Source organism: Peribacillus sp. NPDC096622, from assembly GCF_044762665.1.
GTDB lineage: Bacteria > Bacillota > Bacilli > Bacillales > DSM-1321 > Peribacillus > Peribacillus frigoritolerans_B.
Window position 1 is genome coordinate 51,263 of sequence record NZ_JBIWES010000013.1, and the last position, 23,555, is coordinate 74,817.

General features: G+C 39.8%; 23 protein-coding genes and 2 pseudogenes. 8 read left to right on the plus strand and 17 right to left on the minus strand.

All coding sequences use genetic code 11. The features are described from left to right. Nucleotides 1–4: 4 nt before the first annotated feature. From ACIQYG_RS20575 to ACIQYG_RS20585, 3 genes are all read right to left on the minus strand, one after another. Nucleotides 5–793, minus strand: coding sequence for an SDR family NAD(P)-dependent oxidoreductase (locus ACIQYG_RS20575; RefSeq protein WP_402841769.1), 789 nt, complete (start codon nucleotides 791–793; stop codon nucleotides 5–7). 113 nt (nucleotides 794–906) lie between these two features. Continuing rightward, complete coding sequence (locus ACIQYG_RS20580; RefSeq protein WP_402841772.1) at nucleotides 907–1,557, minus strand: GntR family transcriptional regulator; 651 nt, start codon at nucleotides 1,555–1,557, stop codon at nucleotides 907–909. 207 nt (nucleotides 1,558–1,764) lie between these two features. After that, the gene (locus ACIQYG_RS20585; protein ID WP_402841774.1) at nucleotides 1,765–2,562 is read right to left on the minus strand and encodes a DUF2935 domain-containing protein; all 798 of its coding nucleotides are present in this window, start codon (nucleotides 2,560–2,562) and stop codon (nucleotides 1,765–1,767) included. Nucleotides 2,563–2,761: 199 nt separating this feature from the next. Between ACIQYG_RS20585 and ACIQYG_RS20590 the strand changes: the two are divergent. Then, a pseudogene (locus tag ACIQYG_RS20590) lies at nucleotides 2,762–3,187 on the plus strand (formylglycine-generating enzyme family protein); the annotation flags it as partial. A 425-nt stretch (nucleotides 3,188–3,612) separates the two neighbouring features. Here ACIQYG_RS20590 and ACIQYG_RS20595 read toward each other — a convergent pair. From ACIQYG_RS20595 to ACIQYG_RS20640, 10 genes are all read right to left on the minus strand, one after another. Next, the gene (locus ACIQYG_RS20595) at nucleotides 3,613–4,614 is read right to left on the minus strand and encodes a C40 family peptidase (RefSeq protein WP_402841777.1); all 1,002 of its coding nucleotides are present in this window, start codon (nucleotides 4,612–4,614) and stop codon (nucleotides 3,613–3,615) included. Nucleotides 4,615–4,639: 25 nt separating this feature from the next. After that, on the minus strand, nucleotides 4,640–5,722 hold the full coding sequence (locus ACIQYG_RS20600; protein WP_402841780.1) for a dipeptide epimerase: 1,083 nt from the start codon (nucleotides 5,720–5,722) through the stop codon (nucleotides 4,640–4,642). A gap of 15 nt (nucleotides 5,723–5,737) precedes the next feature. After that, on the minus strand, nucleotides 5,738–6,898 hold the full coding sequence (locus ACIQYG_RS20605; protein WP_402841782.1) for a DUF819 family protein: 1,161 nt from the start codon (nucleotides 6,896–6,898) through the stop codon (nucleotides 5,738–5,740). A gap of 161 nt (nucleotides 6,899–7,059) precedes the next feature. Beyond that, on the minus strand, nucleotides 7,060–7,377 hold the full coding sequence (locus ACIQYG_RS20610; protein ID WP_402841785.1) for a DUF3870 domain-containing protein: 318 nt from the start codon (nucleotides 7,375–7,377) through the stop codon (nucleotides 7,060–7,062). A 322-nt stretch (nucleotides 7,378–7,699) separates the two neighbouring features. Then, nucleotides 7,700–8,566, minus strand: coding sequence for a carbon-nitrogen hydrolase family protein (locus ACIQYG_RS20615; protein WP_402841788.1), 867 nt, complete (start codon nucleotides 8,564–8,566; stop codon nucleotides 7,700–7,702). A 70-nt stretch (nucleotides 8,567–8,636) separates the two neighbouring features. Further along, nucleotides 8,637–10,121 (minus strand): sodium:solute symporter family protein, encoded by a 1,485-nt coding sequence (locus ACIQYG_RS20620; RefSeq protein WP_402841791.1) that lies wholly within the window; start codon nucleotides 10,119–10,121, stop codon nucleotides 8,637–8,639. Further along, nucleotides 10,118–10,318 (minus strand): DUF3311 domain-containing protein, encoded by a 201-nt coding sequence (locus ACIQYG_RS20625; protein WP_402841793.1) that lies wholly within the window; start codon nucleotides 10,316–10,318, stop codon nucleotides 10,118–10,120. The genes ACIQYG_RS20620 and ACIQYG_RS20625 overlap by 4 nt, the downstream gene beginning before the upstream one ends. Nucleotides 10,319–10,454: 136 nt before the next feature. Then, a complete protein-coding gene (locus ACIQYG_RS20630; protein WP_402841797.1) occupies nucleotides 10,455–11,687 on the minus strand; it encodes a Zn-dependent hydrolase in 1,233 nt (410 codons plus the stop codon). 103 nt (nucleotides 11,688–11,790) lie between these two features. Then, a complete protein-coding gene (locus ACIQYG_RS20635; protein WP_402841800.1) occupies nucleotides 11,791–13,410 on the minus strand; it encodes an amidohydrolase in 1,620 nt (539 codons plus the stop codon). A 322-nt stretch (nucleotides 13,411–13,732) separates the two neighbouring features. Beyond that, the gene (locus tag ACIQYG_RS20640; RefSeq protein WP_402841803.1) at nucleotides 13,733–14,617 is read right to left on the minus strand and encodes a hypothetical protein; all 885 of its coding nucleotides are present in this window, start codon (nucleotides 14,615–14,617) and stop codon (nucleotides 13,733–13,735) included. Between the two features lie 188 nt (nucleotides 14,618–14,805). Between ACIQYG_RS20640 and ACIQYG_RS20645 the strand changes: the two genes are divergently transcribed. The 3 genes from ACIQYG_RS20645 to ACIQYG_RS20655 all read left to right on the plus strand — a co-directional run bounded on the left by ACIQYG_RS20645 (nucleotide 14,806) and on the right by ACIQYG_RS20655 (nucleotide 18,851). Continuing rightward, nucleotides 14,806–15,537, plus strand: coding sequence for a hypothetical protein (locus ACIQYG_RS20645; protein ID WP_402841806.1), 732 nt, complete (start codon nucleotides 14,806–14,808; stop codon nucleotides 15,535–15,537). A 561-nt stretch (nucleotides 15,538–16,098) separates the two neighbouring features. Then, nucleotides 16,099–17,049 carry an arginase gene (gene rocF / locus ACIQYG_RS20650; protein ID WP_402841808.1) on the plus strand — a complete coding sequence of 317 codons (951 nt, stop codon included), beginning with the start codon at nucleotides 16,099–16,101 and terminating at the stop codon, nucleotides 17,047–17,049. 365 nt (nucleotides 17,050–17,414) lie between these two features. Then, entirely contained in the window at nucleotides 17,415–18,851 is a 1,437-nt protein-coding gene (locus tag ACIQYG_RS20655; protein WP_402841811.1) for an amino acid permease, read from the plus strand. A gap of 273 nt (nucleotides 18,852–19,124) precedes the next feature. On the opposite strand, the gene ACIQYG_RS20660 is transcribed toward ACIQYG_RS20655, so the two are convergent. After that, nucleotides 19,125–19,403 carry a hypothetical protein gene (locus tag ACIQYG_RS20660; RefSeq protein WP_402841813.1) on the minus strand — a complete coding sequence of 93 codons (279 nt, stop codon included), beginning with the start codon at nucleotides 19,401–19,403 and terminating at the stop codon, nucleotides 19,125–19,127. A gap of 83 nt (nucleotides 19,404–19,486) precedes the next feature. Then, on the minus strand, nucleotides 19,487–19,621 hold the full coding sequence (locus ACIQYG_RS20665) for a hypothetical protein (RefSeq protein WP_402841816.1): 135 nt from the start codon (nucleotides 19,619–19,621) through the stop codon (nucleotides 19,487–19,489). Nucleotides 19,622–19,800: 179 nt separating this feature from the next. Here ACIQYG_RS20665 and ACIQYG_RS20670 point away from each other — a divergent pair, with 179 nt between their 5' ends. Next, nucleotides 19,801–21,132 (plus strand): oligosaccharide flippase family protein, encoded by a 1,332-nt coding sequence (locus tag ACIQYG_RS20670; protein ID WP_053534965.1) that lies wholly within the window; start codon nucleotides 19,801–19,803, stop codon nucleotides 21,130–21,132. 181 nt (nucleotides 21,133–21,313) lie between these two features. After that, on the plus strand, nucleotides 21,314–21,505 hold the full coding sequence (locus ACIQYG_RS20675) for a DUF3934 family protein (RefSeq protein ID WP_402841820.1): 192 nt from the start codon (nucleotides 21,314–21,316) through the stop codon (nucleotides 21,503–21,505). Nucleotides 21,506–21,699: 194 nt separating this feature from the next. Here the strand turns inward: ACIQYG_RS20675 and ACIQYG_RS20680 are convergent, their stop codons facing one another. Next, on the minus strand, nucleotides 21,700–22,065 hold the full coding sequence (locus tag ACIQYG_RS20680) for a DUF948 domain-containing protein (RefSeq protein ID WP_402841823.1): 366 nt from the start codon (nucleotides 22,063–22,065) through the stop codon (nucleotides 21,700–21,702). 95 nt (nucleotides 22,066–22,160) lie between these two features. Next, nucleotides 22,161–22,550, minus strand: a complete 390-nt coding sequence (locus tag ACIQYG_RS20685) for a DUF948 domain-containing protein (RefSeq protein ID WP_402841826.1) — start codon at nucleotides 22,548–22,550, stop codon at nucleotides 22,161–22,163. A gap of 191 nt (nucleotides 22,551–22,741) precedes the next feature. On the opposite strand from ACIQYG_RS20685, the pseudogene ACIQYG_RS20690 reads away from it, so the two are divergent. Together ACIQYG_RS20690 and ACIQYG_RS20695 are read left to right on the plus strand one after the other, a co-directional pair. Continuing rightward, nucleotides 22,742–23,022 (plus strand): annotated as a pseudogene (locus tag ACIQYG_RS20690) (four-helix bundle copper-binding protein). Between the two features lie 188 nt (nucleotides 23,023–23,210). After that, the gene (locus tag ACIQYG_RS20695) at nucleotides 23,211–23,522 is read left to right on the plus strand and encodes a hypothetical protein (RefSeq protein ID WP_402841829.1); all 312 of its coding nucleotides are present in this window, start codon (nucleotides 23,211–23,213) and stop codon (nucleotides 23,520–23,522) included. Nucleotides 23,523–23,555: the final 33 nt, after the last annotated feature.

Here is a 23,555-nt window from a genome sequence, read left to right on the forward strand (position 1 = left end):
CTTATCAAATTAAAATGGCCCCTCCGTCAATTACAAGTTCTTGACCCGTAATGTGGCTGGAAAGATCGGATACTAAGTACATCATTAAATTCGCAATTTCCTGCGGTTCAGCATACCGTCCATCCGGAGTCGTTGCTTCCAACTGTTTTCTAGCCGTTTCAGCTGCCTCGGAATCACCTTGACCAAAGCCGCTTTCAATCGACCGCATCATAGCCGTATTGACGACACCTGGGCAGACGGCATTCACCCGGACACCATATGGAGCAACTTCGACACCAGCTGTTTTCGTCATTCCAAGAACCGCATGTTTACTTGCGCCATACGCCACCATGTTTGGTGTTGCCAGTAAACCCGCTCCAGAAGCTGTATTTACGACCGCACCGCTTTTTTGTTCAATCATATGTGGCAATACATGTTTCAAGCCCAAGAAAACGCCGCGTACATTTATTGACATTAATTGATCGAAAACCTCAGTAGGATAATCGATAAGCGGCATTATTTTGCCTTCCCATCCGGCATTATTCAAGAAAATATCGATTTTGCCATAGAAATCTATCGTTTTTTGAACATAATCTTTAATATCATCTTCCTTTGTAACATCGGCTTTAACGAATTTCGCTTCGCCGCCTTTTTCTTTGATTTTATTAACCGTTAGCATGCCAGCCTCTTCGGAAAGGTCTACAACAACCACTTTGGCCCCATTTTCTGAAAGTGTAATAGACGCCGCCCGGCCGATACCCCCGCCGCCACCGGTAACAATTGCTACTTTTTCTGTAAAATTGAATGCTTGCATAATATTCTCCCTTTCTCCCTTTAATCTTGGTGATGATATTCTTGTTTGAATACGATTACATCATAACACCATTTTTGTCGATTGTCGACAATTTGGTTTTAGAGTCAAAGACTCTACATCACTCCACGATTCAATGCTTCATGAATTTCATTTTTTGCTTTAAGGAAATCATCTTCTAGAATGGCTTCTATGGACATTTTTAATCTGAAATGGAAACTTTCCATTGTTTCCGTGCTCCATTGACTTTGGGCAAAAACCATTAGAATATGACTGGCTTCTTCAAAAAATCTTGATAATGCTTTGTTATTAGCGATTGAAAAAATATATCGAAATATCTGTGTTGCCCTTTTTTGATACTCGATTACATTCCTTTTTTCACACTCATCGGTAGCACTTGCCAAATGCATTCGTAATGATTGCTTATTTTCTGCGTGCCACTTCCCTTGGGAAAATTCAATGCCCATCTGGATCAGCCCGATCGTAACATCATTATATTCAATGATTTCCTTTTGTGAAAATGGCTTGACTATCGTTCCCCGCCGCGGCATCCTCTCAACAATACCGTCAACCTGCAATAGATAAAGAGCTTCGCGTACGGGTGCACGGCTAGTATTCAATTCTTTGGAAATGTCTTCTTCGACGATTTTCTCTCCAGCTTCTATTTCACCTTCAATGATTTTTTTTAAAATGTGTTTAGCAATTTGTTGGGGTAACGATTCTCCAAAATAAATGCCATCTGCCAAATTGGAAGTATTTCCAAACATCTTTCAGCACTCCTATACTTCTATTTTAGTTCTTCTAGTATAACATAAGGATAGGAATTAACTTCCTTTAAAAATCACATCCCGTATGGTAACCAACCTAGAATAAACCGAAAGCTTCTTCGATGAGCAATGCATACCCTGTTGATTTTTGGGGTTAAATGCAACTGATATAGAGCCCATTTAAAGAAAGGGCTCCATGGTGTACTTTTATTCCACTAGCCTCGGTTTCGCTGGATCGCAGTCTGGCTTTTCCGTGTCTGTCGATTCAGCTAGTTTCGTTAAATAATAACATTCTTCACGCCACATATGATCTGCCATTAATGGCGAAAGCGTTCCAAGGGCCTGCGCACTGAGGTCAAGTTCCTCCAATTCAAGCAGGAAGTGCTGGAAGAATTTAATTTCCAATGTGACGTCCGCATTCATTTTTTCCAATGCTGGGAATGTTGACAGATTGGTTCGTAAAAATCCAGCCATTTCAACAGCTTTTAAATAAAAATCATTAAAATGTTTTTTATATTGGTCACTTTTCTCTTTTAACCTTTTTTCAACTTCATCCATATTGGATGATATTGCACCTGCATGTCCTGCTGCATCTAATAGCCAAACTAAATGATGATGAAGTTCATGAAAAACCGGTGGCATTTGATTTGAATTGAAGTATTTCAATAATCTTAAATATTCTTCTAATTCATTCACCATATGATTAAGGAATGAAGGTGAAAGATGTATTTTTATTTTACCCACCAGATGTTCTTTAATTAGGCATAGCTTAAATTCTCGAAATCTTAATGTTTCTTCTTCAGCCTTGGCGGTAAGTTGGGAAATCTCTTCTGAATTGGCTTTACCAAGGAGAGAATCAAAAACTTGAATGAATTCTGAGGCAATTTCAATGTATTCCACTTCAACCGGAGCTAAAGACTCATGGATGAACCTGGCATGGTCACCTAAGATTTGCAGCCAAAACCGATGCTCGAATCTTGCTGTTTTCTCCAAAAACTCGTTCATTTGCTCTCCCCCATAATTTAAAGTCTAAGAAAAGAAACTCACTTATAATTTGTATTCCTAAACCTACAAACTTATTAATATAAATTATATGGGGCGTGATTAAGCTTAAGATGTTCTTCAAGTGGTGAAAATTGTGAATCAGGGTCAGTTGGAGGTAGGTAGATTGTCAAAGGAAGTAATGAGTTACAATAACTATCCAATGGTGAAAGTTCCAGGTGGAGAAATAGAATTAAGGGACGATAGAATTAAAAGCAAATGGAAAGCTGAAATCAGACCGTTTCTTCTTGGCCGTTATCTTGTTACTACGGATTTCTACTATACTATTACAAATGAATCACCTAATTCCTTTTGATCGGGATTTAAAACCTGTTGTGAATATTTCTTGGTATGATGCCATTTCTTTTTGTAATCTACTTTCACAAAAAGCTGGACTGGGAGAGTCTTATTCTATTAATAGTGAAAACATTGTTTGTGATTGGGAATCAAACGGTTTTCGACTTCCTACAGAAGCAATGCATGTAAAGCCGGTACTGCTGGTTATAGAAAAGGAGAGCTGAATAACAGGTATAACGAAAATTCAGGGGACAAAATCCATGAAATAGGAACAAAGGAACCTAATCCATGGGCTTGAATTCCAGATGCTTTTCATCTGGACTTACAGCAAAATCAGCAATGGAAAACGTTCTTAAAAATTGCTCAACATCAGGTTTTGGAAAAGTGATCATCATTGGCAACCCCTTACATTTAGTAATATTGAGAAATATCCGTAAATATTTATACCCTTTTTTTCCTCATTGATATTAAGGAAGTAGTGAATTAAGGTTTTTACTAGCGTAAAAAGGATAATCTTCTCTCCCTTAAAATAAATTTAGTTCAATTAATCTTAACTAAACATTATATAGGCATCCGCTACTTCAGGTTATTCAAAACTATTCCTCTATAAAGAAATCGTAGCATCGTTTTGTCATTCGCTAGACTGAAAGTAAGATCTGTTTAAATACGAAAAAAGCTTAAGAGCACAGTGCTCTTAAGCTTCTAGCTTATTAAGCATCAATCGATATATCTTCTTGCCCCGGCATATTCCTCTCCGTAACCCGATGTTTTTATTTCATCTATCCTTACATGTGTTGAGCTGTTAGGCGAATGGATCATTTTGCCGTCACCAATATACATTCCGACATGATGGACCTTTCCTTTCCCTTTATCATGGGCAAAAAATAGTAAGTCACCTGGTTGAAGATTTTCTTGTTCAACCTTTTTGCCATGCTGAGCCTGAACGGAAGAGTCCCTTGGGATCGTTATTCCATTAGCATGATACATGGTATACGTAAATCCAGAACAGTCAAATCCAAAACCGGACATTCCAGCCCATAGATAAGGTAGCCCTAAAAATCCTTTTCCTGATTCAACGATGTCCTCACCGTTTGGAGCTGGTATTTGATTTTCATTTTTATAGACTGACACATCCTGCTTTTCTATCCATTTTGCCCCATTACTCGGTGTCATCACCTTCACTTTATCTTTTTTCACCTGCAATAGCGGGAGGCGGGTATTGAAGCTGACCTCCATGAATTTGGACCGAAGTTTCGAATCCGAATAAAGCCAAGTCTTTGGGGCATTTACAAGGGCAAATCCTCGTTTAAATTGCTTCTCAAAAGAATTTCCGTCTTTTAATTGTACCTTTGGCATCCATCCTGGATAACCAATATCATTGCGGGGTGTCGGTTGATTGGCAACGGCTACTTTCACCCATTCACCCAGTTCTTCAAGAATCGTCACTTTAGAACCATATAAAGCTTGTGTTTCCAGGTTACCTACAAGCCACAGCTTGTCTTCATATTTCATCGAGCCGATCCATGCGTTCAAATCAACGGGATTTGATGCAGATGGAGCATCGATTTCCCTTAATAATCCCGGCTCAGTCCAAAGAGTTGCCACGTTCACATCAACATAGGCAATTCGCAGCTTCTCTCTTGAACTAGCTTCATTGGGACTGAATACTAAAATACCAATCGCAAATAAAGAAAGTACAAACACAGTTAAGCTTTTCAAAATACTCACCCTTTCCAAATTGTTTTTATTGAGTAAAAGAGGATTTCCTCTTGACTCCCAGTCCAGGTTTATCGGAAATTAGAAGTTGATCTTTTATAAATTGAATGCCTTCAAATGGCTCATTCTTAATCCATAATGGTGCATCTAAATCAATCTTTGTAATATTTGGATGGGCGGTTGCCAGATGAGCCGCGGCCGCTACACTTACGGTTGATTCCATCATGCTCCCGATCATGCATTCCACTCCAGCTGCTTCTGCCATATCGGCGATTTGGAGTGCACGTCGGATTCCGCCAGTTTTCATTAATTTAATATTAAGGAAATCAACAGCATGTTCATTCAGGAGTCTCATGGCATCACGTGGGGAAAACAAACTTTCATCGGCCATGATCGGCACTTGGACAGACCTTTTTATTTCTTTCAATCCTTCGATATCATGGGCTTGAACGGGCTGTTCCACCAAATCAACGTTCAGCTTTCTTTCCTCGATTTCATGAATGATGGAAATCGCTTGTTTTGTTGTCCACCCTTGATTTGCGTCAATCCTGATCATAACCTGGTCGCCAACAGCAGCACGAATGCTGGCAACCCGCTCCACATCACTCTTCCAATCTTTCCCCAGTTTTATCTTCATCGTAGAGAACCCTCCATCGATAAGGGACAATGCCGCCTTTGCCATTTTTTCGGGTTCATCAACGCCGATGGTCATATCATTTTTCAGGACATTGGTTTTACCTCCCAGATATTGATATAATGGGAGCTGCCATCGTTTGCTGACTGCGTCGTACAAAGCGATTTCAACAGCAGCTTTTGCACTTGTGTTACCTACACAGGATCGTTGGATCAGTTGAGACAATGCATTGATATTCTCGATGTCGCGGCCAATTAAATGTGGTGTGATCACTTCTTCAATGACCGTCATGATTCCTTTTACAGAATCACCTGTGATGGCAACCGTAGGGGCTGCAGCTCCCAAACCTTCCGTTCCATCCTCCAACTTTACGGAAACCATGATGTTTTCAATTTCCATTGCGGTGCGTAATGCAGTCTTGAATGGCTTGACAAGTGGCAAGGTTTCCACTGATACTTGTAAACTTTCAATCTTCATATTAACAACCCTTCCTTAAAAGCTTGAGAGTATATATGATGTAAGAATTCCAAAATAGGTGCCCAGAAGACTGCCAAGTACAGCCATCAATATCCCGACCGGTATTAGCGCCCGGTTGAATGCTCCAGCCAATATAGGGGCCGATGCCACACCCCCTATATTGGCCAACGAGGCAACTCCCATTGTAAATAGATCCAACTTAAAGATTTTGGCCAAAATGACCATGATCAATCCATGAAAGAATAGAATCATAAATCCGGATATAATATACACAGGTGCTTGAAACAGCTGTGAAAAATCGGCATGGGAAGCAATTAAACCAATGACTATATAAAGCATGACTTTGGAAATTTCCATGGAACCGGCAATACGTCCAACCTTCGTGACAGCCAGAATTAATCCTACGGTCGAAGCGATGATGATCGTCCAAGTGGTTCCATTCACAGCGGCACCGAGTACCGGCAGTTTCTCCCCAATTTTGGTTGCCCCTGCTGAAACAATTAATGCCAGCGCCAAGAAACCGATCAATTCCACGAATCCAAATTCCGTCTTGGCGGTTTCCCCCGCTTCAAGCTCGGAAGTCATTTGATCAATGAAAGATGTATCTGCTTTAGTCCAAATATTGAATTTTCCAGCAAGAGGCACCAGCCAAAACAAGAACATGACCCAAATGGAATAATTGATTGTATCCATGATCAACGCATAGCCAAAAATATTTTCAGGCACATCAAGTATGCCTTGCAAGATCACCATATTGGCAGATCCCCCTGTCCAGCTTGCGCTCAAAGCCGAGAATGCCTTCCAAGTTCCTTCCGCATAAAAGCCATTCATTAAAACATAAGTAAGAGTGAATCCTCCAATAATGCTGAATGAAGCCGCAAAAAAAGTTAAAAGCATCTTTGGTCCAAGTCTGATGATTTTCCGCATATCGCATTGCAAAAGCATAAGCATCAACATGGCAGGCAGCAGGAGCCCCCGTATGGTTCCATATGCACTTTCGACTGACTCACTATCTGAAAAGACCCCGAATGTTTTCATCAGAGCCGCTCCAATATAAATAAGGACAATACCAGGAACATACTTGAAGAACTTTCCTCCTATCTTTTTCTCCACAACCGCAATCACGGCAGTAAATGCCAATAAAAAGCAGACAAACATCACACCATCTTGAATCATATTCCATACCTCCTTATATTTTATAACAAAATGAAATTTCCATTTTATTCAAACTCATCAATGGATTCTTGCATAGCACAACATAGAAAAATCCAGCTGCCAAAGAGTGCGTACGCACTCTTTAACAGCTGGATTTCAATTGCGACTGACAAAAGAAGCAGCTATATCTTATAAAGTTGCTGATATTTGATGCTGGCATTTCTCAGGGCGACAGTCAGTGCTTTCTGAGATGAACCAAAATACCGTTGCTCAATTTCTTTTTCCAATTCATCGGGCCGAAGAATGGATTTACCAACTAACATGGATTGAATGAAGCGTGATGTAATCGATATCGTAGTCGAGCATTCCGCATCCACTATTTCATGCGTATCACTATCAATGACGAACCCGATAAAAAAGCAGTTGAATTGCTGTGTAATTGGATTATTGGACGCCGCCTTCGATTCGCCAACTATATAGACTGTATTCTGTTGAAACATATTTGTTGTGCCTCCTGCCATTACAGACATCATAACAGGTATAAATAGGGTGACTATCTATATTATTACAATATGAAATGGTTATATATATTCTAATATATATAGCAAGCAGTTGACAATATATTTTGTATATTAAGTCAATTCCCGATTCTTTCGCAAGAGAATAGATAAGTTCTTTAACTAATAAGCCAATCAAACGAAAAAATCACGAAGAATAACTAGGTATTAAAGAACACTTTTCAGGGGTCATTTTTTGACCTACCCCCACACTTTATTGGACCTTCACATTCATTATTCCGACTATGGTTCGGGATCCAACACATTATTTCAGCCCTTCATATGGCGCATATTTCGCATACATGTCTTTTCGGCGATTGCGATCCTTGAAAGTGGTCGCCGCACCACTTTTTCGATTCTGATAAAGCTCGTCCATATCCACTGTACCGGTAATGATTGTATGTTCATTCATTACCGCCTCGGCTATTATTCCATTTGCTGGCCAGGCGCTGTCACAGGGGCTAAGGATACTGGCACGGCCATATCCGTTCGGCAAGGGTGACCCTGGTTCACCAACAGTGGGGCAATGAACAAAATATACCTGATTTTCGATTGCACGTGCATGTGCGCAATGGCGAACTCGCCAAAAGCCAGCCTCTGTAAATGTGTATGACGGGCAAAAAATGATGTCGGCGCCGTTCACTGATAATATCCTTGAAATTTCAGGTATCTCCGCTTCATAACATACCGCTATTCCTATTTTAACCGGACCAATGGAATAAACCTCTAGATCATCACCTTCAGAAGTATACCAATTCGCTTCAGCAGGAAATATATGAGTCTTTTTATGCTCAACGACCGATCCGTCTTTATCAAAAATGTACGCTATATTGAAGTATTCATTTTTACGGCGTTCCAGATGAGTGCCCGCAATGATGACCTGTTTTCTTTTTCTTGAAAGTGAGCTGAAAAGATTTTTGTATTGATTCGTATATTCATCAATCCTGGTAAAGGACGAAGCATCCTGTTCCCCAAAGGCCGTTGATAACCCGATAGTTAACAGTTCAGGAAAAATGATATAATCCGAGTTTTCGGGAACTTGGGTGATCAAGTCTTCTACTTGTTCCTGAAATTCATTGAAAGTTGACACTTTTTCTACACGAAATTGACAAGCCGTTATTTTAATCTTCACAAAATTCCTCCCAAATCATGTTTTATCAGTTCTTCCAGACAGTACTTCCATTTGCCTTGTTTAAGAGAAATCAGGATATCTTGTCCAAATCATTCATTTCGGTGTGTTGCGTGGAGATATGTTTAGTCAGTGCACTTACAATGAATGTTACTAATATATTAATCAATAAAGCTATGACGCCTGTACTGATATCATTAATTACATGTGGGGTATTTGGGAGGAATGTAGCAACCTTCACATCTGCAATTGTCGCATATAAAACAATCAGGACACCTGCCAATATTCCTGCCATTGCACCAAACTTATTGATGATATTGTTTTTTGGCAAACTGCAAAACAAGGAAGGTGCCAGTTGTGTAATTAAACTGTATGACATGATATTCAAGATGGCCAAAGCCTCGCCGCCTGTAACCGTTACAATTAAAGCGATGATTGAGATGCCGATAATAATTATCCTTGAGACAATCAATTGAAGTGTTTCAGTCGCAGCAGGGACCAGAACTTTGAAAAAGCTATTTGTCAGACCTACCGATGCAGCCATTAGCATGACTGAAGCAGGTACTAGGGCCGTCAATAAACCGGCAGCTCCGATAATCCCTATCACCCATGGATCGAATGTTTGAATCGCCAGCCTTAAGAGTGAGAGATCCCCATCAGCTCCTTGCAAACCCGGGATTTCCATGATGGCTGTAAATCCAATAAAAAAAACGAACAGCAGCAACAATGTGTATAAGGGTAACGCAATCGCATTTTTGCGAAGGGTCCTTTCCCCATTGGACGATAAAACGACCATGAATGTTTGTGGCAGCAAATAAAATCCTAGTGCATTCAGCAAAACGGTGGAAACAAACCAGGACTGACTCAATCCCTGATCCGCCAAAACCAACATTTCCGGTTTAGCAGCTTGGACGGTCTCGAACATTGGCTGTATGCCTCCGAAGTAATGAACTGGAATGTAAATCCCTAAAAAGATAACGACCACCAAAATCATGAAATCTTTCAGTATGGCTGTCCATGCCGACCCATGAATGCCTGAAATCATTACATAAGTAGTTACAACCACAGCACCGATCACACTTGCAGCAACTGGTGAAATTGCTCCGTATGATGCTTCTGAAACAATGATACCTAATCCTTTGAGCTGAATGACTATGTACGGAACAAGGGCTAAGCTTCCCAATACCGCAACGATCATACCCATCGACCTGCTTTTATATTTAGATGCAAAATACTCTGGCTGAGAGATAATGGAATGGCGTTTTGAATATCTCCATATTTTAGGGACGAGCCAATATGATAGGACGTAAGCTAAGAAAATATAGGCGGGAACATAATAAGCGGCGGCACCTTTTGAGTATGCCCACCCACTTCCGCCCAGGAATGTAAAAGTTGTATAAATTTCACCTGCTATCAAGAGAAAAATGAAGAATGTACCGAAGCCCCTGCCCCCTACGGCAAATTGCTCCATATCCATATCCTTCCCTTTTCTTGCTTTTATCCCTAAATAAAGTGCTAGAACCAAAAAGATGGCAATGATGAGCAATGAGATATTCATTCAGAATCACTCCCTTTATTATCAGGATCGAACTTATAGACGATCATTAGGATAATCGATGCCATCACCATCCAAAATGCTACCCAAAATAACAAAAAAGGCATCCCAAATATGTACGGTTCTATTTTATTTGCATAGGGCAATAAACCTAAAAACCCTATAAATGGAACAAAAAGCAATAGCTTAATAGCATCCAAATTATACCCTCCCCTAATTAGGTTCCTTACACCACGGGTGCATAACCATCAGTCAAGCCGGATTTCATGCTGAACTGATGGTTTGATAGCACCATTCGGTCACTGTTATTTGTATTCCAACCACCCTATTTTCGTCTTAAGATGACTGGATGGCAAGGACCGTTTCCAATATTACATTGACGCCTTTTTCACAATCTTCCCAAGTAGTAAGTTCCTCTTCACAATGGCTTTTTCCGTTGATGCTTGGAACGAAAACCATGGCAGTAGGTATATAGCTGGCAATAAACTGTGCATCATGTCCTGCACCGCTTACCATTCTTTTATAAGGTAGTCCTAGTGATTTGCTCGATTGCTCTAATAAATTGCAAATGGATTTGTCGAACCACACGGTATCCCTGTCCCACAATTTTTTCACTTGGATGTCACAGCCGCCTTCTGAACCTGTAGTTGTAAGGCTTTTTATGACTTCCTCCACCTTTTCGAGGACTTTGGAATCCTTATGCCTCGCTTCTAGCGAAAAAACCACTTTATTAGGGATGACCGTATGGATATTAGGAAACACATTTACCCTTCCCATCGTAAAAACCAAATCGTCATCAAGCATGCCTAACTTCTGACGGGCCTCCATAATCAAGCTATTCGCAGAGAAGAAAGCATCCTTTCTCATATTCATCGGTGTGGTTCCTGCATGATCGGATTCTCCTGTAACTTCTATCTCATAGCACACCATACCAAGGACACATTCAACGACACCGATCGTTAGTGATTCCCGTTCAAGAATTGGTCCTTGTTCAATATGCAACTCTAGAAATGCAGTCGCTTCTTTTAAACGAGACTCTTTATCCCCAGCATATCCAATGGCATTCAAAGCACTTTCGAAAGTCGTTCCTTCACTATCCGTTTTTTGCAGCATGATCGATTTTTCGAATTTACCTGAAAGGACTCCCGAGGACATCATGGAAGGTTCGAATCTGGCTCCCTCTTCATTCGTAAAGTTGACGATCATTACCGGAATTTTAGGCTGGATATTATTTTCCACCAGAGTCCGCACGACTTCCAAACCTGCAGCCACACCCAAGATACCATCAAACCGTCCGCCCTTTTTTACGGTATCCATATGTGATCCCATTACAATAGGTGGTTTGTTTTCTAATCCCGCCAAAGTGGCGTAAATATTCCCCATATCATCAACCTTAATCGTCATACCCAATTCTTTACAGCAAGCGCAAAAATAATCACGGACTAATCGATCTTCTTCGGAAAGGGATAGCCGTGTGACTCCGTTGTTTTCCGTGCGTCCAAAATCAGCAAATTTCTCTAGCGTACGACTCAGCCTCTCACCATTAATTAATAATTTTTGCTTTTTCATAGCGAATATCCCCCTTTTAAATAACCTGCTAAATCCTCTTGCATTCGTTTAAGCCAAAAAAAGGTAAGTGAAGGTCTTGTTGTTTTAGAATAGTCACGCTAGATTATATTTCCACCATTGTTTCCCTATGATAAAGAATCTCGCCATTCAGAATCGTTGATTCAACTTTCAAATCCTTGATATTTTGGGAATCCACTTTCAATATACTATCATTCAACACTACTAGATCGGCCAGCTTTCCTGCCTCCAGACTGCCTTTGACATCTTCATCGAAACTCGCAAACGCGCCATTCCATGTGTATAGTTTAATGGCTTCCAATACGCTAATCGATTGAACCGCACCTATTCTCGTACCTGACCTGCTTGTTCTATTAACAGCAACGTGTATGCCTAATATAGGGTCGTGATCAGTAACGGGAGCATCCGAACCGCCTGCGGCCATAATGCCATTGTCAATAAAATCACGTGCAGCGTACATGTGGTTGACCCTATTGCCGTAATGTTCAATATAAATATCACCGAATTCATAAGGAAATGGGGGGTTGGGGATCGGGATTATTCCAAGTTCTTTCATCCTCATTTGTAAATCTGGCGAAGATATTCCAGCATGCTCAATTCTATGTCTATGATCTTTTCTGGGCGATTCGTTCAAAGCCTTTTCCACGCAATTTAAATACATCTCTATCGCTTTGTCACCTTGGGCATGGACTGTGATCTGATAGCCTTTTTTATGTGCCTGACCTAATACTTGATAGATCTCCTCTTCTTTATAATAAAGAATGCCGGAATAACCAGGGTCACTCGAATAAGGCTCACGGGTAGCAATTGTCGGACCGGTACTGCTGCCATCCGTAAACAATTTGACTGGTCCGATTTTGAATCTTTCATCCCCAGTTCCGGTCATCACTCCCGAATCCACCATTTTATTCACAAATTCATGAGAATTATTCAATGAACCGACCATCGCATAGATACGGACACGAATATCCTTATTTTTTATGGCCTGCTGCATTAAACGGAAACTTTCAGGACCATGAGCACCAGCTTCATGAATGCTTGTAATGCCTGCTGCGATGAAATGCTCCGACGCTATTTTGACTGCCTTCAACAGTTCACTTTCCGAATAGCTTGCTCTGTCGGCCATTATCATATTTGCTGTTTCAATGAGTTTGCCTGTAATCCTCCCCGCTCCATCTTTTTCAATGATCCCCCCAGTTGGATTCTCCGAGTTTTCATCAATCCGGGCAATCTCTAACGCCCTGCTATTCACCACGCTTATATGGCTGCATGTACGGGTTACGATAATGGGATGGTCTGTTGAAATAGCATCTAATTCCGCTATTGTTGGATAACGTTTTTCTTTCACTGCGGTCTCATTGAAGCCCCAGGCACGGATCCACTCACCTTTAGGGATCGTCGAAGCTTTCTTCTTCAGATCGTTTAACAAATCTTCTACAGATTTGATATGTTCAGCTTTACAGCTAACTGCCAATTGATTGACACCATACAATATAAGATGAATATGAGAATCTATAAACCCAGGAAGTAATGACTTTCCCTGCAAATCAATCACATTTGTTTCTTCTCCGATAAATGCCTTGATTTCCTGATTCGTTCCGACCGCCGAGATACGATCACCGTTAATTGCCAGGGCTTCTGCGACTTCATTTTTTTGATTTACGGTTATGACTTCGCCGTTAATGAACACGATATCAGCTTTCAACCAACACACCCCTTCCTTATTGTTCCACCCTCAGTTTTAGCAACCTCTTCCTTTGCTCTCCCTGTCGCCACTTATCGGAATATTCTGTTTTCAACAGATTCATTATATCCACACCAGATTGTGAAATCATTAGACAAATAGTTAAAAATATCATCGTTTTTTTATACCTTTTATATAATTATGTCTTATTTCCCATGCTTTGCTGGCCCAGCCCCTTTTTATCACGCCCAAAGGATTAATACTATTCCTAAGTGGACCATAACCAACAAAAAAAGGATAGATTCAGCTGCTGATTCGCTTATCTATCCCGCCATTAATTCAATTACAACCCATTCAATCTCCCGATAATGCCAATGGTCAAATACTGTTTGTTTGCATGAAAATCCCATGGCCAGTATCGAAGGGTTAATTCGCTTTTATCGACTTTTTCAATAAACGTTTTTACCCCTATCAATGCTGCCCCATATCCCACGTTCGAGGCCAATGCAAAGATGGCATTCATCCCTTCGTTAATGGTATCCATATACTCAGGTTCGATTTTTAAGATATCAGTCCATGTAATACAGAATCCATTTTGCTTAGTACATTTAGATATAGAGTGATTCACTGTACGAACGATCTCATCCCTTAAATCTAAAATTCCATTCTTCAGCTCTTCTGCATCTATTTTCTGATAGTGGTTTGCATGATCAGAAAGCAGTTCCTTGGCCCAATTATAAAATAGTTGGGTATAAATGGCGGAAGTTGCCACGATATCAAAATCATTATAATAATTAGCAAAAACACTTTCAGAAAGCTGACCTAACCGATTTTCGGTATCCTTTAAATATTGAATAATTCCCTTTGCCGTTTCGCCACGATTCAGCATGGAAGACAGGTGGTGATCAAAATCCACTTTATCGAGGCCTGTGACATCAATTTCGATAAGTTGAATTTTCTCCCGGGTCCGTTCAGGCAAATTTGCCGTACCCTTTTCCATACTTTTCATATCAATATCAAATAGGTATATGGAGTTGCATTTAGTTGCCAGATACTCTAAATCCAAATCATCGCAATTGCCTGCACCGACGATAGCCACTTTATTTACGAACGCTTTTTTCAAAAAAACAGCATCGAATAACCCAGTAACTTGTATACGATGCTGTTTCCACCGCAACTTTCTGTCTTCATCCCGATTATGATTCATTTTTCTTTGATAGGTTTCCAAGTCAATCTCTCCCTTTAGGGTACTACCGGATTTATTTATTGTAACAAAGTATCCCGATATTTTGGAGTGCAGGTGATTTCGCACCGGGGAAAAGATAGGCTCCATTTTTCATAGTAAAATGAGCGATTAAAATGTTAGAATAATATGGGAATTAATGAGAAGTAGCAGAGATTACAGGAGGGTGTTCCTTGAGCAAAACAAAAAAGATTTTACTGACTTTACTAGGTGTTTTTTTAATCATCTTGGCCGGTTTGATGATCCTTATGTTTTCATTCACACAGAGCATGAAAGCAGATCCTGATGAAGAAAAGAAGGTCAGGGATCAAGCTGAACGATATTTAGAGAAAAATTTTGATGAAGGAACCGAAATATACGATGTCCTATACGACAATATGGGAAACAGGGGCTATTTTGAATACGCAGCTAAAGTGAAACATGAAAAATATGGTACGCATTTTCTGGTTTTCTTTAATGATGAAACACGGGAAATGGAGGATACATTCCTATCTGATAAATGGCAGGATGATGCAGAGAAGGAAATCAGGCCTTATGTTGAAAAAGAACTGGGTGACGTGTTGATATCCAAGGAAATGGAAGGAATTGCGGAAAGCGAAGATTGGGAGAAGATTCAAGAAGAAATAGGCGATTATAGTCAATTACTCTTGGTCTTTGAAGAGGGGATCGGTAAAGAATTGAAGATTGATCCGAATAAACCAGTCAGCTATAAAGATTACGAAGTTTCCCCAACCATTCGGATTACCCTTTCACGTAAGAGACAGGACGCAGATGAAGACCGCTTTACAGAAATTATCAACGCCCTTAAAAAAGATAGAGTTCTTAAACATGGAAATATGATTGTAGAATATATTAGTACCAAAGGTGTGCCACTTGAAGATGAGGATTGGAGTAAAAAGTTTTAAAACAATCATATAGTTTAACAGTAAGGTAAAGAGCAGCAATCCAGCCTGCCGCTCTTTACCTTTTTTACGGGAAACAAACCCTTCCATATGCTTTTAACTCTAGCGAAATAACCCATTTTTGGAATGGATTGTTTCTCAAGGTTGACCAGATTGGTAAAAAAGTTCTTTATTCTCAAGTCAAAAAAATTTTTTTTAATATAAAAATGAAAAATCCTTCCATGCATTTTAGGTGAAACCGCTCCTTTTGATGAATAAATGTAACTAGTAAAATATATTCAATATCTTCTGAATCTTCCTTGGCCATAGATTCCGATTGATAACGCTATCACTTCCATTCCTGGAATAAAAATCTCAAAATTTGCAGATTTTAAAGGAATTCAGCCAATTCCCCTCATACCCCGCATGGTAATATATCCTATTCATCAATAATCAATGATAGGAAATTCAACCCAAGACTTTCACCCTTTTCTTAATCGTATAAATATTCAAAAAAATGTCGAGTTGAGTCATCTATCCTTTTACCCTTATACTAGGGTAGAAAAATCGAAGGAGGAATTACATATGAAAAAGGAAATTTCAATCATTGGTGTGCCAATGGATCTTGGTCAAACTAGAAGAGGAGTGGATATGGGGCCTAGTGCCATCAGATATGCAGGATTAAGTGAAAGACTTGAAAACATTGGCTATACTGTCCGTGATGAAGGTGATATTAAAGTAGAAATACAGGAAAGAGCACAAAGTGATTGTGACACAAATTTAAAGAATCTGCAGGATGTAGCAGAAGGTAATGAAAAATTGAGTCAAAAAGTGGATGAAGTCATCCAGGCGAATCGTTTTCCTTTAGTTTTAGGAGGAGATCACAGCATTGCTATCGGGACATTAGCCGGTTTAGCGAAGCATACTGAAAACTTAGGGGTAATATGGTATGATGCACATGGGGATTTAAATACTGCCGAAACTTCCCCATCAGGAAACATACACGGTATGTCCCTAGCCGTAAGTTTGGGTCTTGGCCACCCTGCACTGACTAAGATCGGCGGATATTCTCCAAAAGTCAAACCAGAGAATATCGTAATCATTGGTGCCCGTTCTTTAGACCAGGGTGAGAAAGAGTTAATCAGGGAAAAAGGGATTAAAGTCTATACTATGCATGAGATTGATAGAATGGGTATGACAAAAGTGATGGAAGAATCGATTGCCTACCTGAAAGAACGTACGGATCTTGTACATTTATCACTTGATCTTGATGGTCTTGATCCAGATGATGCCCCAGGGGTCGGAACGCCTGTAATGGGAGGCATTAGCTACCGTGAAAGCCACCTTGCCATGGAAATGCTAGCTGAAGCTAATATCATTACATCAGCAGAGTTTGTTGAGATAAACCCAATATTGGACGAACATAATAAAACGGCTGAAGTTGCTGTCGCATTAATGGGCTCATTGCTTGGGGAAAAATTACTTTATGGAGCGGAAGAACATATAACTCCTGATCTATTGGCACATGTTAAATAATCGGACACTATTTTTTTGATAGAAATATAGAGAGTTCGTTAAAGTGATACTCTATAGGAAAAAGCCCATACTTCATTATGTGCTTCTTCCTCCATTGGCGGATGTTCGACATGAATCAATTTACATTCCTAGTTTCCTGACGCTTGGCTTCCTTTTCTTTATTAAGCGGCGCTTTCGAAATAAATTCTGCATAGGTACCTATGTACAATGACTCATGCTTCTTTAATGCAGAAGTAATCTCTTTTCGGAGGGGATTCGACATCATCTAAGAATCAATCAAAACTATTAGACTTGTGAAAACAAAAATTCCCTAATAACGTCAATAAATGAAACCGTTTGCACCCATCAGGTAAAGGAGTTTTTCAATGAAAACAGCAGAAAATCAACCAAATGAATTAAAACGGAGCATGAAAGCAAGACATTTATTTATGATTTCAATAGGGGGATGTATTGGTACGGGCTTTTTCATCGGTTCAGGCTATACCATTCATGAAGCAGGAGCTTTCGGTGCTATCCTCTCTTACATAGTCGGCGGCTTCATCATGTATTTAACGATGCTTTGTCTAGGTGAACTATCCGTTGCCATGCCTGTTTCCGGTTCGTTTCAGACATATGCGACAAAGTTCATCGGTCCTGGAACCGGATTTGCCATTGGGTGGCTTTACTGGTTAGGTTGGGCGGTTACAGTTGCCTTAGAGTTTCTGGCGGCAGGCCAGCTTATGCAAAGATGGTTTCCTGAATCACCCGTTTGGATGTGGTGTGCAATCTTTGCTTTCCTCATCTTTTCACTAAACGCGTTATCAGCAAAGGCATTTGGTGAATCGGAATTTGTTTTTTCTAGCATAAAAGTAGTGGCCATCATTCTGTTCATCATCGTTGGCGGTGCTGCTATGTTTGGTTTGATTGATATGAAAGGTGGTCAAGAGACTCCATTTTTCTCAAACTTTTTCGCTGAGGGTCTTTTCCCCAATGGGATATCGGCTCTGCTAATCACAATGATTACAGTGAACTTTTCCTTCCAGGGCACAGAATTAATCGGAATTGCCGCCGGAGAAAGTGAAAACCCGGAAAAGGTCATACCAAAATCCATCAAACAAACGGTTTGGAGAACCCTTTTCTTCTTTGTTCTTTCGGTCACAGTACTTTCGGCGATGATTCCAAGGGAAAAAGCCGGGATCTCAGAAAGTCCATTCGTTGTTGTACTAGATAGTATCGGAGTTCCATATGCAGCTGACATCATGAACTTCATCATTCTTACAGCACTATTGTCAGTGGCGAACTCAGGTCTTTATGCTGCGACACGTATGCTCTACTCGCTTTCAAGGGAAGGTATGGCAAGTCCGAAGCTCGGTTTGGTGAATAAAAGAGGGATTCCGCTTAATGCCCTGCTCATCACCCTGGCGATTGCCGGTTTGTCTTTACTTTCAAGTGTAGTAGCCGCAGACACAATATTTGTCTTTCTTCTCTCCCTTGCAGGATTGGGTGCACAAATTGGCTGGATTGCCATATCGGCTAGTCTTCTTGCTTTTAGAAAATCCTATACCCGCCAAGGCGGAAAGATAGAAGATCTGAAATTCAAAGTTCCGCTATACCCATTCATCCCCATTCTTGCTTTAATAACAAACTGCATCGTCATGATCAGTTTAGCATTTGTTCCTGAGCAGCGAATGGCCCTATATTGCGGGGGAGCATTCTTCCTTGGATGTTATGCGGTTTATCACTTTAGAGTGAAGAAAATCAAGAAAGTAGAATCTCCCAAGCAGGAAGTTGAATTAAATGCCGGTAAAAAAATGGTCATTTGATCCAGAATTCCGCGAAGTATAGTAAGAGGTAAAATACGATCTTTACAATCCACCAAGATTGCCTTTCAAAGTAGAAATACCCTGGATGTTTACACCCAGGGTATTTCTTTTATTTAATCACCATTCCTGCATAGCTACCCAATGGTAAATCGCTTTCCAGCTCTTTTACTTCCCCTAACTATACCCTGTCTATAATAATACACATATAATAGGAAGTTAAATTTCCAGCTCCATCTAGGCAATAAAAACAAGTCTCAAAACAAAAAAATCATCTTAATCGATGATTTTATATTGTGCAAATTCTTTTAATCTAGGCAGGATTGGCTCTAAGATTTCCTTGGCTATGTAATCGGTATCCAATCCAATGAAGCGTTCACTTTCCATGTCGACCGATCTCGCATTTTCCGGGTCATTACAAAAAATAAACGATATGATTCCGTTATCTTCCGTCATATCTACATATTTAAATGTAATGTCATGTTTCGTAAGACAGCTTTCAAACGCAATGCACAATTCATCTATATTTGATTGACTAATAGATGTGAATTTCATATTGATCATCCCCTCTGCTAAAGGATAGCAAAATAAAGCATGAATTTCAAAGCGAAATTCAAGTCCCACCTTATGCTCATGATTCATTCATCTGGCACTTTCGACCAAAGGGAACACATGGCAACATACCTTGCCCCTGTTTGGAATATCACCGTATGAAGCCTTTTGATGAAGATGGCATGGGTAATGATTTCCTCATTAGAAATGATTGTAACCAATCGATTTCATTCAAATTCCCACCCCTACCCTGATTAAATTTTTTATCTTTCAACAGCGATTAATAAGGATTGCCATAGGCATGAACGTACATTGTATCGCCGGGATCTGCAGTTCCTCATGAATATTCCATGGCATGTCTCATATCTTTATACAAACACCTTGTTAGGAGTGGACCAACATGAAATCTTTTTATAAAGGAACGCTCATCTTGATTGTCGCAGCGTTTTTTGGTGAATGTATCGAATTTTTAGTGAACATGCTCCTAGCCAGGGAATTACACGAAGAAGGCATGGGTCTTTATATGTCCATATTGCCAATTTTCTTTTTGATATATGTGATCGCCAGCCTTGAATTACATATTTCCATTTCAAAATTCGTTGCGGAAAATAAACAGGCAATGCATTATAATCTTATCATTCATGCACTTAAAATGGCTGCAGTCGTCGTATTGGTAATGTGTGTAGTCATGCCTTTCATACTTTCCTTCTCATCCATAATGGACAAATACCACCCCTATATTAAATGGCTGCTCATCACATTAATCCCGATAGTTGCCTTTTCGTCGATTGCAAGAGGTTATTTCATGGGTGTCCAGCAAATGGGAAAGATCGCCTTTTCCAACTTTTTAAAAGATATCATTCAATTCGGCTTGCTTTTCCTCATCTTTAACTTATTTCATTTTAACCAGGAAAAGTCATTATTGATGGCCTTTTTTGTTTTGATTGGCAGTGAGTTCCTCGTTTTTCTATACTTGATCAACCTTTTGATTCTTCAAATGCGGATCATGAGGCGCGGTACGAACTCACGGACAACCGGTAAACATGCAAGGCAAAAGTTATTGGCGGTTTCTCTGCCCACCATGGGGTTAAGGATCTTTCATGCGATAACAAATGCCATCCAACCTTTTTTGATCCACACTGCCCTTCTCTCGGCAGGATTCGGTGCGGTAGTGGCTACAGAGCATTTTGGGATGCTCACTGGAGTTGCAATGACGATCGGCTTCTTTCCAGCCTTTATCGCACATTCCTTAATGATTATGCTCATTCCGAATGTTTCGAATGCTTACAAGAGGCAGGATAAAGAAAAATTGAGGGTTTTATTGCAAAAATCGATGTCTTTCACCGTATTGTATGGAGTTCCTGCGGTAATCTTCATTTATTTCTTTGCGGAACCTTTGACCTCCCTCTTTTTTTCTTCAACATCTGCCGCATACTATTTAAAATTATTATGTCCTTACTTCCTTTTTCATTTTTTTGTCATTCCCATGCAAGCCTATCTCATCGGCCTGGGTTTGGTGAAAGATGCTTTCATCCATACCGTATGGTCTCATATTGTTGCCTTTTTAATGATGTATATCCTAGGGTCACAGGCTTCTCTTAATATGGGAGGAATCATTTTAGGAATGAATACAGGTGCGGTATTATTAACTTTCATGCACTACTTGACCATTTGCAAAAAAATCGGCATAAGCATCTTACTGACGAAATCAAGATCGATATCGATAAAGTGAGGCAAACAACAAGGGTTCACCCCGCAAAAACCTTGCTGTTATTGGTTTATAAAGATTTAGATTAAAAATATTGAGCCTTTCCCTGTACATATCACCTTCGTTACTGTATATTTCAACATACTTGGATAATAATCAAGTGAAATGGTTTAAACTAACCATACAATAGTAATGGAGTGATTTCATGAGTAAAGCTAAGGCTAAGAGCGGAACGGGTAAAGGTACGGGCACTGGAACGGGCAAGAAGGGCTGGAATCGTTGGAAAACAAGTGCCAACAAGAAAAAAAGCGCCAAACCATATGTTAGTAAAGGTGTCAAGCATTCCAATGACTCAAAAACATCCGGTCATTCTATAGGTGACAAGACAGAAAAATAATCGCTTGTCCTTTAATCCATACAAAATTTATGTTTGTTCCACATTCTCATACAGGGTTTAAGAGATCTGTATGAGAGAAATGGGTCTTATAGATATAAACTACTGGCGATATCCATATGAGGCATAAGAGTACGGCTATTATACATACCATCAAAAAAGACACTCCAAAAACCGGTAGTGTCTTTCATTTTTTTTTATCTAATTTGGCTTTTGGGTTTGATAGCATTGATTTTTTTCGGGGAAAACTCTGTACGGAAGCCGTTAGTGGCTTTTTTAACAGAGTTTGTAACTGAATGTATCGCTTCACCAACGTCCTGAGCAGAATCCAATAATGGTTCAACCGTTTTTATTTTAGTTTTTACATCGTCGGTGATTTCATTTGCTGTTTGCAAAAGTTGTTTCGATTCACCGGACAAATCGTGGATGGCATTTCTCACCTCAACCAATGTTTGATTGGCTTCCGCTATCGTGACCATTCCCTTTTGAAGTGTACTGATTAAAAATACGACCAACCAAATGAAGGCTAAAGCTATTGCAGCCACACTATATTGAATAATCAAGATAAAGCTCCCCCTCTAAATTAAATAGTAGAAACGATTAATTTTTATTATGTTAGTGAATCCCGGGGTGCCTGTTTTTAAAATAAATGATGATTCTATTTGATTTTTATTTGAACCCCCCCAGCTTCAGTTCGAGTTGAAGGAGCTAACGGTGTGGATGAATCCTTGGGGCGGCCTTCCAAACTGGCTTCTTTCATGGAGCTGGTTACATTATGGATCATTTCCCCAACATCTTGAGCGGATTCCAGCAATGGATCTACATTTTCCATCTTCCCTTTTACATCCGCTGTAATTTGATTGGCAGAGTGGATCAATTGTTTGGACTCTTGCGTCAATCCATGTACTGCATTTCTTACCTCTTCCAGTGTCTTATTTGTTTCTTCGAGCGTTCCCATTCCTTTACGCAGCGTCTGGTTGACATTATATATCAAATACACGACGGCTCCGGAGACACTGGCAACACTTATTTTAATGAACATTTTCATATATCCACTCCTTTCATTTAAATTTATGCACTGTCCCTTTCATTCATTCCCTATAGACCATTACTTGTCCGGTCAGTTTGAAAGAACCATTTACCTTACCCTAAAAGAAGTTTAAAGGATAGTTTAATAAATAATAGTAAGGAGAGACACATGAGAATTATTCATCTGTTATCCAAACTTTAAATGATTGTATGACCGCGTGTAATCATTGTTACGACGCATGCTTAAAAGAAGATCAAGTAAACATGATGGTGGAATGCATTCGCTTGGATCGGGAATGTGCGGATATTTGCTCTTATTTAGCACAGGCGATGAGAGAGGAACACCGTTTATTTCAGAGTTGGCTGAAGCTTGTGCCAAGATTTGTGAAAGCTGCGGAAATGAATGTAAAAAACACGATCATGAACATTGTCAAAAATGTGCTGAGGCTTGTTCGAGGTGTGCAGAAGAATGCAGAAAATTAGTCGCTTGATGTAAGGAATAGATAATGCTATTCCTTTTATTATATTACCCCTTACCTACTGACTACTTTTTTTAACCTATTAAAGGTTAATGGTATAAATATATATTCTAGCGAGGTATATGTTGAAATTTTTAAGAAAAACATATATTGAAAACCGCCCTTTTTAGGCACACTAGTATTAAAAACAGGAGGATATTATGACACCTCGGAATGTTCCTGCTAAAGATGATTTAGAAATGAAAGATACCCCTGCTTCACCTGATAAGGAAAGTGAAGTAGCGAAACTCAATCGATTATTAGGTGCGGTCATGCGATATTTATCAGATGATGAGCAAGAAGAAATAGATATAGAGTATCTTCTCGAAAACACCGAAGGGCTGCGGGATTGGTGGAGTGAATATAGGGAGCTTGACCGAAAACGGGTGGAAGAAGAAATTAAAAATTCCCTGACGGATCTATCCCTTGAAGAACTTGAAAACATCCGTGAACAAATACGCACAAAGGCATAATAAAAAAATCCCCGCATAGGGATTTCAGTTTGA